13 protein-coding genes are annotated in these 12,927 nt (G+C 65.6%); 5 read left to right on the top strand and 8 right to left on the bottom strand.

What is annotated here, in order from left to right; genetic code table 11:
• Position 1: 1 nt before the first annotated feature.
• Entirely contained in the window at positions 2-880 is an 879-nt protein-coding gene (locus tag ACT2B0_RS13815) for a LysR family transcriptional regulator (RefSeq protein WP_473458397.1), read from the bottom strand.
• A 146-nt stretch (positions 881-1,026) separates the two neighbouring features.
• Between ACT2B0_RS13815 and ugpB the strand changes: the two genes are divergently transcribed.
• The 3 genes from ugpB (at position 1,027) to ACT2B0_RS13800 (ending at position 4,200) form a co-directional block, all read left to right on the top strand.
• Positions 1,027-2,334 (top strand): sn-glycerol-3-phosphate ABC transporter substrate-binding protein UgpB, encoded by a 1,308-nt coding sequence (gene ugpB / locus ACT2B0_RS13810; protein WP_473458395.1) that lies wholly within the window; start codon positions 1,027-1,029, stop codon positions 2,332-2,334.
• 83 nt (positions 2,335-2,417) lie between these two features.
• On the top strand, positions 2,418-3,311 hold the full coding sequence (ugpA, locus tag ACT2B0_RS13805) for a sn-glycerol-3-phosphate ABC transporter permease UgpA (protein WP_473458393.1): 894 nt from the start codon (positions 2,418-2,420) through the stop codon (positions 3,309-3,311).
• A gap of 7 nt (positions 3,312-3,318) precedes the next feature.
• Positions 3,319-4,200, top strand: a complete 882-nt coding sequence (locus ACT2B0_RS13800) for an ABC transporter permease subunit (RefSeq protein ID WP_473458391.1) — start codon at positions 3,319-3,321, stop codon at positions 4,198-4,200.
• A 9-nt stretch (positions 4,201-4,209) separates the two neighbouring features.
• On the opposite strand, the gene ACT2B0_RS13795 is transcribed toward ACT2B0_RS13800, so the two are convergent.
• Positions 4,210-5,163 (bottom strand): LysR substrate-binding domain-containing protein, encoded by a 954-nt coding sequence (locus ACT2B0_RS13795; RefSeq protein ID WP_473458389.1) that lies wholly within the window; start codon positions 5,161-5,163, stop codon positions 4,210-4,212.
• 170 nt (positions 5,164-5,333) lie between these two features.
• On the opposite strand from ACT2B0_RS13795, the gene ACT2B0_RS13790 reads away from it, so the two are divergent.
• The gene (locus tag ACT2B0_RS13790; RefSeq protein WP_473458387.1) at positions 5,334-5,639 is read left to right on the top strand and encodes a DUF1127 domain-containing protein; all 306 of its coding nucleotides are present in this window, start codon (positions 5,334-5,336) and stop codon (positions 5,637-5,639) included.
• 134 nt (positions 5,640-5,773) lie between these two features.
• Here ACT2B0_RS13790 and ACT2B0_RS13785 read toward each other — a convergent pair whose 3' ends face one another.
• The 5 genes from ACT2B0_RS13785 to ACT2B0_RS13765 form a co-directional block, all read right to left on the bottom strand.
• Positions 5,774-6,721: a DUF937 domain-containing protein gene (locus ACT2B0_RS13785; protein WP_473458385.1), complete on the bottom strand. Its 948-nt coding sequence runs from the start codon at positions 6,719-6,721 to the stop codon at positions 5,774-5,776.
• A 106-nt stretch (positions 6,722-6,827) separates the two neighbouring features.
• Entirely contained in the window at positions 6,828-8,201 is a 1,374-nt protein-coding gene (locus ACT2B0_RS13780; protein WP_473458383.1) for a glutamate--cysteine ligase, read from the bottom strand.
• 124 nt (positions 8,202-8,325) lie between these two features.
• Positions 8,326-9,618, bottom strand: a complete 1,293-nt coding sequence (locus ACT2B0_RS13775; protein WP_473458381.1) for an Hsp70 family protein — start codon at positions 9,616-9,618, stop codon at positions 8,326-8,328.
• A 247-nt stretch (positions 9,619-9,865) separates the two neighbouring features.
• The gene (locus ACT2B0_RS13770) at positions 9,866-10,603 is read right to left on the bottom strand and encodes a 16S rRNA (uracil(1498)-N(3))-methyltransferase (protein WP_473458379.1); all 738 of its coding nucleotides are present in this window, start codon (positions 10,601-10,603) and stop codon (positions 9,866-9,868) included.
• A 462-nt stretch (positions 10,604-11,065) separates the two neighbouring features.
• Complete coding sequence (locus ACT2B0_RS13765) at positions 11,066-11,740, bottom strand: hypothetical protein (protein WP_473458377.1); 675 nt, start codon at positions 11,738-11,740, stop codon at positions 11,066-11,068.
• A gap of 301 nt (positions 11,741-12,041) precedes the next feature.
• Between ACT2B0_RS13765 and ACT2B0_RS13760 the strand changes: the two genes are divergently transcribed.
• Positions 12,042-12,173 carry a hypothetical protein gene (locus ACT2B0_RS13760; RefSeq protein WP_473466220.1) on the top strand — a complete coding sequence of 44 codons (132 nt, stop codon included), beginning with the start codon at positions 12,042-12,044 and terminating at the stop codon, positions 12,171-12,173.
• A 4-nt stretch (positions 12,174-12,177) separates the two neighbouring features.
• Here the strand turns inward: ACT2B0_RS13760 and ACT2B0_RS13755 are convergent, their stop codons facing one another.
• Positions 12,178-12,909 (bottom strand): metallophosphoesterase, encoded by a 732-nt coding sequence (locus ACT2B0_RS13755; RefSeq protein WP_473465999.1) that lies wholly within the window; start codon positions 12,907-12,909, stop codon positions 12,178-12,180.
• Positions 12,910-12,927: the final 18 nt, after the last annotated feature.

Raw genomic sequence — 12,927 nt, 5'->3', positions numbered from 1 at the left:
CTCACGTCTTGCCGGCGATCTCTTCGCGGGCAAGGCGGACGAGCGCGCCGACCGATCCCAGTTCGGCCAGTTCTGGACGGCAGCTCAGATAGACCTCGGTGCCGAGATCGGCGTCGACCTTCAGGCGCAGCATCGACAGCCGGGCGTCCCGGCCGACCTCGCCGTCGAAGACCACGCCGAGGCCGAGGCCGGCCGCGGCCGCTTCCTTGACCATTTCGCGACTGCCGAGACTGGCGGCAATGCGCGGCTTGATACCGGCCTTGCGCATGGCGTTCATGAAGACGGCGCGGGTGACGGACCGTTCCTCGCGGACCAAAACCGGCCATCGCTCGAGCATTCGCGGCTCGATTTCGCCCTCTCCGGCCAGAGGGTGATCGGAGCGGGCGACGAGGACGAGGTCCTGGCGTCCGAGCGGCAGGTTGAAAAGCTGTTTGCGGCAGGCAAGCTGCGAGGTGACGATGACGTCGACCCGGTTGCCGTCGAGGTCGTCCATCAACTCGTTGGTATTGCCATCCTGCAGCACGAGGTCGATGCCCGGGTAGCGGCTGGAATAGAGCGCAAGCAGGCCGAGGATCGTTGCCGGCGTCGAAACGCCGACCCGCAGCTGGCCGCGCATCAGCGCGCGCGTTGCGGCCACGCTGTGCTGCATCTCTTCGAGCAGATGCAGGACGCGCGGCACCAGGGCGAGCAGGTGCCGGCCTTCAGCGGTCAGTTCCACGCGCGCGCCGCCACGCAGGAACAACAGCGCGCCAAGCGCTTCCTCAAGCCCCTTGATCTGCACCGTGACCGCCGGCTGGCTGACGCCCAGATGCTGGGCGGCCTGGGAAAAACTGCCGGTCTGGGCGACGGCGCGGAAGGCGCGCAACTGGGTGAAATTCATCGCGGCGTTACCTGCTTGTCATAAACGAATTTCATAAAACGGTCATCGCAATTTACTAATCCTTATCAGGCCTTCCCCGCAAGGCGCCTTTTTCGACAAGAGCGCGCGACGCGTGCCTTCGTCCCCGCAACAGGAGCAAACCAATCATGAAAAACGGATCTATCGGCCTTTTCGTCGCCGGTGCGATGCTCGCGCTGTCGTCGACCACGGCGCTTGCAACCACCCAGGTGCATTTCTGGCACGCGTTCTCGCCCGACATCAAACTCGGCAAGGTGCTGGCCGGCTATGCCGAGGCGTTCAACGCCAGCCAGGACGATTACGAGATCGTGCTGACCTATAAGGGCACCTATGACGACACCATCAACGCCACGATCGCTGCGGTGCGCGCGGGCAAGCAGCCGGCCATCGCCCAGGTCCACGGCCCGGCCGTGCCGACGCTGATCTTCTCCGATGCGGTGGTGCCGGTCGACCAGGTGATGGCCGACGCCGGCTACACGATCGAATGGGAGCGCTTCATCGAACCGGTGATGGCGATGTACCAGTTCGAGGGCAAGCAGATGGCGATGCCCTTCAACACCTCCACGCCGCTGATGTGGTACAATGCCGACGCGTTCGAGAAGGCCGGCATCGCCGAGGTGCCGGCGAGCTGGGACGATCTGGAGGCGGCCGCGCGCAAGCTCAAGGACGCCGGCTACGCGTGCCCGGTGACCTCGTCGTGGCAGGAATGGGTGGTCCTGAAGAACTACACGTTCGTCGAGGACCAGCCGTTCGCCACCAAGGCCAACGGCATGCAGGGTCCCGACGCCGAACTCACCTTCAACAAGACCCGTTTCGTCGATCACCTGGACCGTATCCAGGGCTGGATCAAGGACGGGCTCTACGAATATCAGGGTCGCCAGTGGACCGGCGCGCATCAGGCTTTCTACAATCAGCGCTGCGCGGTGATGCTGGAAAGCTCGGCCGGGTTTGGCGGCATCTCGCAGAACGCCAAGTTCGACTTCTCCGCCACGCTGCTGCCGGTCGAGGCCGACAACGAGACGCCGCGCAACTCCTTGATCGGCGGCGCCGGCCTGTTCCTGATGAAGGGGCTCGACAAGCCCGTCTATGACGGCGCGGCCGCCTTCTTCAATTTCCTCGCCAGTCCCGAGATGCAGTACGATTGGCACCAGAATTCCGGTTATGTGCCGATCACCGTCGACGCCTACGAACTGGCCAAGGAAAAGGGCTATTACGACGAGTTTCCGCATCAGGAACTCGCCATCAAGCAGCTGATGCGCGCGCCGAGCGACAATACGCGCGGCATTCGCCTTGGCTACATGGTCCAGGTCGACGAGATCATCAACGAGGAACTCGAAAACGTCTGGTCGATGAAAAAGAGCGCCCAGGAGGCCGCCGACGACATGGTGCGCCGCGGCAATCCGCTGCTGAGCCGGTTCGCCAAGACTGTCGAGTAACCAGTCCGGCCTCGCCGTTTCCACGCCGCCGCCGCGTCGCTCCAGGCCCGGCGGCGGTTCCTCCTCTATTTGCGGAATCACTCATGTCGGGTCGTGACAAGAAGGTCGTCTTCAAGGGGCGCGTGCTGCCCTGGCTCTTGCTGGCGCCGCAGCTCGCAGTGCTGGCCGTGTTCTTCTTCTGGCCGGCGGGCGAGGGGATCGTGCAGGCGTTTTTCCTGTCCGATCCGTTCTTCAACACGATGATTTTCGTCGGGTTCGACAATTTCCGCGATCTTGTGACATCGCCGGAATACTGGGATTCCATCCGCGTCACGCTGGTCTTTTCACTCGCCACCACGGCAACGGCGATGGGTCTGGCACTGGCGCTTGCGGTGGCCGCCGACCGCGTGTTGCACGGCTCGATGGTGTTGCGCTCGCTTGTCATCTGGCCCTATGCGGTGGCACCGGCAATCGCCGGCATGCTGTGGCTTTTCCTGTTTCACCCGGCCTTCGGCGTGCTTGCCCTTGCGCTCAGGGAACTAGGGATCGACTGGGATCCGCTGCTCGACGGCACCGATGCCATGGTCCTGATCGTCGCCGCGGCGGCCTGGAAACAGGTTTCCTACAATTTCGTCTTCTTCTTCGCTGGCCTGCAGATGATCCCGCGCAGCCTGATCGAGGCGGCCGCGATCGACGGCGCCGGACCGCTGCGGCGGCTGCGCGATATTGTGCTGCCGCTGTTGAGCGCAACCAGCTTCTTCCTGCTGGTCATGAACGTGATCTACGCCTTTTTCGACACGTTCGGCATCGTCGACGCCGTCACCGAGGGCGGTCCCGGCGGCGCCACCCGCATCCTGGTCTACAAGGTCTACAAGGACGGGTTCCAGGCGCAGGACTACGGCTCGTCGGCCGCGCAGTCGATCGTGCTGATGGCGATCGTGATCGTGCTGACATTCCTGCAATTCCGCTACGTCGAACGTCGCGTCAACTACGCCTGATGGGATCATGATCGAACATACACCCCGTTTCGACGCCGCATGCTGGCTGATCCTCGCGATCGGTCTGGTGGCGATCTTCCTGCCGGTCTACTACGCGTTCGTGATTGCCTCGCAGCCCGACAGCGCGCAAAGCCTCGACCTCATGACGCCGCCGGGCGCCTATCTGTGGGAGAATCTGCGCGCGGCCTGGACCAAGGACGACCTGCAGCGCCAATTGCTGAATTCGACGGTGATGGCGCTTGGCATCACCGCCGGCAAGCTGGTGATCTCACTGCTTTCGGCGTTCGCGATCACCTATTTCCGCTTCCGTTTCCGCATGGTGGCGTTCTGGGCGATCTTCATCACGCTGATGCTGCCGGTGGAGGTGCGGATCGTGCCGACCTTCGAGGTGGTGGCCAATGTCGCCCGGCCGCTGACGTCGATCATCTCGCTGGCGGGCATCGATATCGGGCTCAACTTTTCCATGCTCGACACCTATTCCGGCCTGATCCTGCCGCTGATCGCGTCGGCAACCGCCACCTTCCTGTTTCGCCAGTTCTTTCTCGTCGTGCCCGACGGGCTGTGCGAGGCGGCGAAGGTCGACGGGGCGAGCCCGATGCGGTTCTTCTTCGACATCCTGCTGCCGATGTCGATCACCTCGATCGCGGCGCTGTTCGTGATCCTGTTCATCTATGGCTGGAACCAGTATTTGTGGCCGCTGCTGGTGACGACGCAGGCCGACATGACCACGGTGGTGATCGGGGTCGCCCGCACCCTGCCGACCGACAATGCCGACACGCGCTGGAACCTCACCATGGCCACGACGCTGCTCGCCATGGCGCCGCCGGTGCTGGTGGTGGTGCTGTTGCAGCGCTGGTTCGTGCGCGGCCTGGTCGACCAGGAAAAATAGGCTTCCGCGTCACCAGACCGGGAGCACGCCCGGCCGCTGGTGGCGCGCGCGGCCCGGCGCCGGCGTGGCGAAATCGAAGCCTGCCTCGTCTCCGGCGGCCGGCAAGGAAATGTTGTCGAGGCTTTCGGAGACGTGGCGGGCCAGCGCCTCGACGATCGCCGGCTGTGTCGTCTGGCCGCGAATGAGGCCGATGCGGCAGTCGGGTAGTACTCCGAACCCGTCGTTTTCGCCCAGAATCCGCATGCCGGGCCGCAGTGCGCATTCGGGCAGCACCGACACCGCCAGTCCGCTCAGCACGGAGGCGATGATGACGGTCGCGGACCAGCTCGTGAACAGGATGCGATAGTCGCGCTCCATGCGGTCGAGCACGTCGATGGCGGCGCGGCGCCACAGACAGGACGGCCGCCCGACCGCCAGCGGCAGGATGTCCTCTTCGTGCACGCAATGGTTCGACGAGGCGACCCACAATAGCGGCTCGCGCCGCACGACCTGGCCCGCGCCCTTTTCGTCGTCATGCGTCACCAGGGCGATATCGAGCAGGCCGCGCCTGACCTGCTCGATCAGATTGACCGTCGGTTCGCAGATGACCGACAGTTCCACCCGTGGGTTGGAGCGGGCGAAGCGGGCCATGATCTCGGGCAGGAAGCGGTCGGCGTAGTCGTCGGGCGTGCCGATGCGCACATGCCCTTCCAGGCTGCGCTCGTCGAAGGCGGCGATCGTCTCGCGATTGAGGCGCAGCATGCGGCGTGCATAGGCAAGCAGCTTTTCGCCGTCCTCCGAAAGCCGGTTCACGCGGCCGTGCTTTTCGAATAGCGGCCTGCCGATGCGTTCCTCGAGGCGTCGCATCTGCATCGACACCGCCGACTGGGTCCGATGGATCTCCTCGGCGGCGCGGGTAAAGCTGCCGCTGTCGGCAATGGCGATGAAGGTCTGGAGCTGGTCCAGGTCGAGTGGGGAGGCCATGGCATTACCCATCAGTGGTTTTGATCCTAAAGATTAGAAACATTCGTTCGACTGATCAATCGTTGCGTGCGAGAAATCCGGCGTCCCGTTGACGGGTGCAACGCTCTCCAAGCGGCGGTGAATGGTCACCGCGCGAGCGGTTGTGCCCGTTCAGCGCGAAGGAGACCGCCATGACCAGGATCGACGACGAAACGATGTCCCTTGCCCCCGCCACCGCCCGGCCGCGCGTCGTGGCCGCTACGCTTCTGCGGTTCGCCGATCAGGTGGCATTGTGGTTCCGCGCCTGGAACAACCGTCGCGAAATCTACCGTCTCGGCGAGATGACGGATGCCCAGCTTGCCGATATCGGCCTGGTGCGCGGCGACCTTCACGTCGCCTATCACGCGCCAGGCGGCGTCGACCCGACCTCGGTTCTCGGCACCATGGCGCAGGCGCGCCGCCGCCAGATCGAAGAAGGCGCGCGGCTGGTCCACTGACCGGCTCGAACCGTTTCCCGCAGGCCAGACACTCCCGCCGGCTTTCCCCCCGGCTCTGCCTGCTCACTGCCCGGCCTCTCACCCCGCGGAGGCCGGGCTTTTTCGTGGCGGGCCGAACACCCGGAGCGTCGGTCTCAGCGATGCCGGTCCATGCCGCGCAGGAACTGGTCGAACACCGATTCCATGCTCTTTTGATACTCGTCACGGGTCTGACGGCCGGTTTCGAACATGTCGCCGAAAAGATCGTCATAGGGCGTGCGCGGCCGGCCGCTCGGATTGGCGCGCGGGCGCCGCTGCGCCGGCTCCGGCTCCGGCGCTTCGGTCGTACGCGGTCGCGCGCCGCGCATCATCTCCTCGAAGATGCGCCCGAGCGGGTTGTCGTCCTGCGCCTGCCGTTCCTGTTCGCGCGGCTGCGGTCGCTGCCGGGGCTGCTGCTGCATGGCGCCGCCGAACATGTCCTGCAGGATCTTTCCGAACGGGTTGTCGAAGGGCGAGGGCGCGGCCTGTGGATGCGGCGGCTGGCGCGGCGCGGTGCCGCTCTCGCCGGCGCCCTGGCGCATCATCTCGGCGATAATCTCGCCGAGCGGATTGCCCGGCCCGCCGAAACCGGCGGCGCCGAAATTGGGCTGTACCGACTGGCCGCGCATGCCGCCGTCCAACTGGCCGGTCGACTGTTTGAACAGGCCCCCCATCACCATCGCCGCGATGACGGGCAGCATCTGCCTGAGAACGTCCTGGCCGAGACCGGTCGCCTCGGCGGCCTGGGCGGCAACGGCGCGCGACAGCTCCTTGGAGCCGAACAAATGGCCGAGAATGCCGTTTCCGTCGGCGACGCCCTGCGCGGAGAAGGCGTTGGCGGCGTCGTCGAAATAAGGCGCGTGGCGGCCGGAGGAGAGCGCGGACAAGAAAGCGCCGACGCCATAGGGATCGGCGGCGTTGCGCTTCAGGCCCTGGCTGAAGGCCGGCAGCAGCGCCTCGAGCGCAAGCTGCGTCTGCTGCTGGCTCAGGTTGAACTGACGGGCCAGCAGATCCATGGCCTGCCCGTTCTGGGCGTTGGCGATCATGTCGTAGAGCGGCAGCATGGCGGTCTCCGGAGCGTTCTTCGCCCCAGGAGCCTATCCGAATATGGGTGACGCGCAAACGGTCCCGGCAGCTGTCCGGTGCATCGCAGAGGCCGACGAGCGGAGCTCAGTAAGCGTATTCCATAAAGACCGGTTCGATCGAGCCGCCCCAGCGGGTGTGGAAGGCGTCGATCATTTCGTCGGCCGAGGTGGTGCCGCGCGCCACCACCTCGTCGAGTGGCGACAGGAAGCTGGTCTCGTCATAGCCGTCATGGTTGCGCAGATCGCGGTTTTTCAGCCCCGTATGCGCGATCGCCAGCACCTCGCGCGCCATCTCGCGCAGGCTGTGGCCGCGGAAAATGGCGTCGATCCCTTCGCGCGGGACGGCGTCGCGCATCGCGCCGACCTCCTCGAACGACCAGTCCGCGGTGAGCGCCTCGGCGGCGTCCAGCGCCGCCTCGTCGTAGAGCAGGCCGACCCAGAAGGCCGGCAGTGCGCAGATGCGCCGCCACGGTCCGCCGTCGGCGCCGCGCATTTCCAGAAAGCGCTTCAGGCGCACATCGGGAAAAAGCGTCGACAAATGGTTGGCCCAATCGCCCATGGTGGGTACGCCGTCGGGAACGGAATTCCTGAGCGCGCCGTCCATGAACTGGCGGAAGGTGACGTGGGTGCAGTCGTGGTAGCGGCCGTCGCGGATGATGAAATACATCGGTACGTCGAGCGCCCATTCGACATAGTCGGCAAAGCCGAAATCGGGCGAAAAGCAGAATGGCAGCAGGCCGGAGCGCCGGTTGTCGGTGTCGCGCCAGATCTCGCCGCGCCAGGATTTGAGTCCGTTCGGCCTGCCATCGGTGAAGGGCGAGTTGGCGAACAGCGCGGTCGAAAGCGGCTGCAGCTTCAGCGACACCTGCATCTTGCGGCGCATGTCGGCTTCGCTGGAAAAATCGAGATTCACCTGGATGGTGCAGGTCCGGTACATCATGTCGAGGCCCTGGCTGCCGACCTTGGGCATATAGGCCGTCATGATGTCATAGCGCGATTTCGGCATTTTCGGCGTTTCGGCCAACGTCCATTTCGGGCTGCCGCCGAGGCCGAGGAAGCGGATGCCGAGCGGCTCGGCGATCTGGCGCAACTGGGCCAGGTGGGCGTTTCCTTCCCGGCAGGTCTGGTGCAGCGTTTCCAGTGGCGCGCCGGAGAGCTCGAACTGGCCGCCGGGCTCGAGCGAGATCGCGCCGCTGCCGGTCGGCTCCACCAGGCCGATAATATTGCCGGCGTCGATGATCGGTTCCCAGCCGAGCACGCGCTGCATGCCTTCCAGAAGCGCCTTGATGCCGTTCTCGCCGCCATAGGGCACCGGGCTGTTGCCGTCGGCGTAGAAGGGGAATTTCTCGTGCTCGGTGCCGATGCGCCAGTCGGCGCGGGGCTTGTTGCCCTGGGCGAGGTAATCGACGAGCTCGTCGACGGTTTCGATCGGGCGAAAATCGGTCGTGTCACGCGCCATGAAAGCTTCCCAGGCAAGGATGTGGCCGAATTCGCGCCGGCGGGCGAGTGATGGCCGAGCCGGCAGGCGCAATCAAGCAAAAAAACCTGACCAGTGGTTCAAAGGCGCTTGATCGCCAGGCTGCTCAGCTCGTCCACTGCCCGAGATCGTCGCTTTCGCCGATCAGCGCCAGGCCGTGGGCGATCGACAGCAACTCGCCACCGCTTTCGATGCGCGCGGCGTCGAAACGGCGCGAAAACATGCCGCGCACGGCCGGGACAAATGAGCTGCCGCCGGTGAGGAAGACCTTGTCGACCGCGTCGGCCTGAGTGTCGGTGGTGTTCAACACATCGTCGAGCGCACCTTCCATGCGGGCAAGATCGTCGGCGATCCAGCTCTCGAAATCGGCGCGTCGGACGGTCTTGCGGCCGGCCGCGCCCAACGGCGCGAAGTGGAACTCGGCCTCCGTGGCCTCCGACAGCGCCATCTTGGTTGCCGCGATCGCCTGGTAGAGCGGATAGCCTTCGTCATAATCGATCAGGTCGACGAAAAGCTGAAGCTTTTCCGGTTCGGTCGCGTGGCGTATCAGCGACTTCAACTCGGCGAACTCGCGCGTGGTCTTGAAGATCGAAAGCTGGTTCCAGCGTCCGAAATTGGCGAAATAGCTGGCCGGCAGGTCGAGCAGTTTGCCGAAACTGCGAAACTGGCTGCCCTTGCCGATTTCCGGCGCGACCAGCCTGTCGATCAGGCGGTAGTCGAAATGGTCGCCCGCTACGCCGACGCCGGCATGGCCAAGGGGCACGGCGCGCAGGGCGCCGGCGTGATGTTCGAAGCGGATCAACGAGTAGTCGGTCGTGCCGCCGCCGAAATCGGCAACCAGCACGGTGGCGTCGCGCGTTAGCTGCTGGGCGAACCAGTAGGCCGCGGCGACCGGCTCGTAGATATAGTGAATCTCGGGAAAACCGAACCGGGCGAGCGCGGCCTGATAGCGCTCGAGCGCCAGGCGCTCGTCAGGGTTCGAACCGGCAAAACGCACCGGCCGGCCGACCATCAGCCGCTCAATGCCGGTGGGCCAGGCGTCGCCCGCATAGGCTTGCAGCCGGCGCAGGAAAGCCTCCATCAGATCCTCGAAGGAATGGCGCTTGGCGAAGATGGTGGTGGCCTGAAAGACGGTGCTGGCCGCGAATGTCTTGATCGACTGCAGAAAGCGGCAGTCGCCGGGATGTTCGATGAACAGTCCGATCGCGGCCTCGCCGGCCTCGACGCGCAGCGACTGCGTGCTGCGCCCTTCCTTCACGAAGGCAAGCGCGGTGCGCATGGCGTCGCTCGTGCCGGCGCTGGAGCGAAACGGCAGCGAGTGCGTGACGGCCCCGGACGGGTCGGCGACCGCGAGGACGGAGTTGGTCGTACCGAAATCGAGCCCGAGCGCGCGTGCCATGGCCGGCGTCCTTCCTGTCTGCGGCGAGGGTGAAGCGAAGCGGCGGACACGATGCGCGCCCGCCGAGGAGAGGGCGCTCTGGTCGCACAGGCGCCGGGCGGTTGGCAAGCATGCCGGCGGAGGATTTCCGCTTGGTGGAGCTGTCTGCCCGCTGCCGTGTCCGATCAGGCACGTTCGACGCGCGTCAGGCTCCCGGCGGTGGGCATGTTCGGGTTGACGGATCAAGCGCTCTTTGGCGCGACATGGCCTAGCGCCAGTCGCCGATCGTTGCCTGAATGACGGCGAGCGCCGCCACGGCGGCGGTGTCGGCGCGCAGGATGCGCGGACCGAGCGGGATGGCGGTAACGAAAGGCAGGGCGTGCAGGGTGCGGCGTTCGGCGTCGGAAAAACCGCCCTCGGGACCCACGATCAGCCCAATCCGCTCGGTCTCAAGCGCCTGCAGGGCGGTCAGGGGGTTGTTGGTTTCAGCGCTCTCGTCGCAGAAGATCAGCCGCCGTCCGGGGTCCCAGTCGGCAATAAGCCGGTCGAACTTGACGGGGGCGTGGACCGGGGGCACGGCGAGGATGCCGCATTGCTCGGCCGCTTCGAGCGCGTTGGCCCTGAGCCGCTCCATGCCCGGCTTATGCATCTGGCAGTGCTGCGTGATCACCGGGGCGAGCGCGCCGGCGCCCATTTCCACCGCCTTCTGCACCAGGTAATCGAGCCGGCCCTTTTTCAGCGGCGCGAAACAATAGACAAGGTCGGGAAGCGCGGGCTGCGGCCTTGTCTGCTCGATCAGGCTCAGGCTGGCGGATTTTTTTCCGCGCGCGGCAAGCCGGGCCCGCCATTCGCCGTCGCGTCCGTTGAAGACCAGCAGTTCGGCGCCCTCGCGCATGCGCAGGACGTTGAGCAGGTAATGAGCCTGGTTCGCACTTGCATCGACGGTTGCCCCGGGCGTCAGGTCGGCGTCGACGAACAGCCGCTGCATCGTATAATTGGCACGCATGGGCGAGCAATGCGCGTGCCGGCGGCGGCGGTCAAGAGCGGTCCTGCCCGACGATGCCGCGCGGGGCTGGCACGGCGGGTTTACGCGGCGAGGCGCTCGACGCGGTTGCGGCCGGTCTGCTTGGCGCGATAGAGCGCGACATCGGCCTGGCGCAGCATCGCGGCGGTCCGTTCAAAGGCGATCGACAGGGCGAAGGCGCGCTTGCTGGCGCGTGCGGCAAAGCGACCATCAGGTGCGGCGTGAGCATGGCGTCGTAGGGAAGATAGGCCTCGAAGCCATCGCCCGCGAACAGGCCCTGGACCGCCCGCGCGGCGAAGGACAGGGCCAAGAGCGCATAGGCGGCGAAAAGCGCAAAACAGTCCAGCCCCACATGCTCTCCGTCAGATATGCGTCTTAGAGCGTGCGCCCTGCGCCCAGGTCAGTCGCCCTACCGTGACGTTACCCGGCACGGTTTCGACGCCGTTAAACGGCCGGTTCCGTCGCCGAAGCCGGAGCGTGGGCGGTTTCGTGCAGGACGGGTTTGTAGCCGGCCTTCAGCGCGGCGAGCGTGGCCGGGGGCGTCAAAAGGCGCAGCCGTGCACCCGGGCTGGCGGAAAAAGCCGGCGCGGGACCGTATCCGGTGAAGGCCCAGAGCCGCAGCGCGCCACCGATGACCAGAAGGGCCTGGTTTTCAGACGCCACCATGGCGCCGTCGGGCAGGGCGGAAACGGCGCCGGCCCGGACCGGCGGACGCTCGCGGAGCGGCGTCAGCCGCTCGCGATGAAGGATGGCGTCGATTGCCGGCGCGCGCACCGTGTCGAGGCCGTTTCCGGCGGCGAAGCAGGACGCAAACGTCGTGGCCGCCTCGCGTCGGCAGAAGAAGCAGGGCCGGTGACCGGCGGCCAGCGCGGCCGCCTCGTCGAGAAAAAACAGCTCGGTCCAGCCGGCATTTCCGGACGGGGCGTTGCGGCCCATCACCGCGCGCCGGCGGCCGCGAAACGCGCATTCGCATACGATCCAGGCCCTGGTGGTCCAGCGTCGACCCGTCAGCGTCCTGGTCTCGGGATCGTGCAGCACGCCGCGATTGCCGGTAAAGAGCCCGCGCGCGGTCGTGGCCCGGATATCGCCGAAGGGATCGACCCGGTTTTGCAGCGGCATTCCATCGTCTCCCCGATCTGCGATCCGGCGCCGGCGCGCGGCTGCGCTCATTGTGGCGCTATACCTGACGTCAAGCGTGGCATTTTTGATACGCCTGCTTAACGGCATGTGGAACGCTTCACAGAAGACTGGCCCCGGACGGACTAGCACATTATGGCATGGCTCCACTGCCGCACCCTCCCGGGCACCGGCGTCGCGGGGGTGAAGTCAAAGGTCCGTTACAAATTTCTGATTTGCTGCAACCGAATCGTAACCACAATCATTTTTGATACGACGAAAGACAACAGAGACGATGACGCCCGTGAAAGCTGCACTTCTTTCCTTCCTCATGCTCTCCGGAATCGCGATCTGGGGGGTCGGCATCTATTCGGCCGACGCGCATTCGGGCCATCTCGTCACCGACGGTTACGGCGTCGGCGCCGGCCGGAACTGAACTGTCAATCCGCGCCGGCTTGCAGAAGCCGCTTTTCGCGCCCTTCCACGACAAAGGCCGTCAGGCGGCCGCTGGCATAGGCAAGCGTGTCGACATTGACGCGATTGACCATGATCTCGGCTTCATTGTGCGGCGTGTGGCCGTGCACCACCACTTTTTCATGCAGGCCGGCATGGTTCAGGAACGGCTCGCGGATCCAGATCAGGTCGTCCGGGTCCTGGTCGGCAAGCGCTACGCCGGGCCTGATGCCGGCATGACAGAAGAAAAAGTCGCCGAAGGCGATCGAGCGCGGCATGCCCTCGATGAAGGTCTTGTGGGCTGAGGGCACCACGGCTGCAAGGGCTGCGCGGCTCTTTTCGGCCGCGGCCGGGTTCGAAAAGTCGGCCTTTACCCCGTAGGAGCGTGCCGTGTCGATGCCGCCAAAGCGGCTAAACAGACCGGTCGTGTCGCCGTCGTCGAGAAAGGCGCGGAAATTCACGTCGTGATTGCCAGCAAGCGCCACGACGCGCGGGTCCTGCGCGATGCGCTCGGCGAGAAAGGCGAGCACGCCGCTGGCGTCCGGGCCCCGGTCGACGTAATCGCCGAGATGGATGATGCGCCAGTCGGCCGGCTTGTCGCGCATCAGTTCGGCGCGGATCCGGCCGTGCATGGCGCGCAGCAGGTCGAGCCTCCCGTGCACGTCGCCGATCGCGTAAAGCCGCATCCCGTCCGGCGCCGCGGCGTCGAGGAAATGCATGCCGGTCACGAAGACCGC

It is taken from the genome of Nitratireductor sp. J20-h4 (assembly GCF_056780505.1).
This window is presented reverse-complemented; position numbering and strand designations above follow the sequence as displayed.

Bases quoted from the DNA above. Each gene is read 5' to 3' on its own strand.
- ACT2B0_RS13815 (WP_473458397.1), bottom strand. From the start codon at position 880: ATGAATTTCACCCAGTTGCGCGCCTTCCGCGCCGTCGCCCAGACCGGC.
- ugpB (WP_473458395.1), top strand. From the start codon at position 1,027: ATGAAAAACGGATCTATCGGCCTTTTCGTCGCCGGTGCGATGCTCGCG.
- ugpA (WP_473458393.1), top strand. From the start codon at position 2,418: ATGTCGGGTCGTGACAAGAAGGTCGTCTTCAAGGGGCGCGTGCTGCCC.
- ACT2B0_RS13800 (WP_473458391.1), top strand. From the start codon at position 3,319: ATGATCGAACATACACCCCGTTTCGACGCCGCATGCTGGCTGATCCTC.
- ACT2B0_RS13795 (WP_473458389.1), bottom strand. From the start codon at position 5,163: ATGGCCTCCCCACTCGACCTGGACCAGCTCCAGACCTTCATCGCCATT.
- ACT2B0_RS13790 (WP_473458387.1), top strand. From the start codon at position 5,334: ATGACCAGGATCGACGACGAAACGATGTCCCTTGCCCCCGCCACCGCC.
- ACT2B0_RS13785 (WP_473458385.1), bottom strand. From the start codon at position 6,721: ATGCTGCCGCTCTACGACATGATCGCCAACGCCCAGAACGGGCAGGCC.
- ACT2B0_RS13780 (WP_473458383.1), bottom strand. From the start codon at position 8,201: ATGGCGCGTGACACGACCGATTTTCGCCCGATCGAAACCGTCGACGAG.
- ACT2B0_RS13775 (WP_473458381.1), bottom strand. From the start codon at position 9,618: ATGGCACGCGCGCTCGGGCTCGATTTCGGTACGACCAACTCCGTCCTC.
- ACT2B0_RS13770 (WP_473458379.1), bottom strand. From the start codon at position 10,603: ATGCGTGCCAATTATACGATGCAGCGGCTGTTCGTCGACGCCGACCTG.
- ACT2B0_RS13765 (WP_473458377.1), bottom strand. From the start codon at position 11,740: ATGCCGCTGCAAAACCGGGTCGATCCCTTCGGCGATATCCGGGCCACG.
- ACT2B0_RS13755 (WP_473465999.1), bottom strand. From the start codon at position 12,909: ATGCATTTCCTCGACGCCGCGGCGCCGGACGGGATGCGGCTTTACGCG.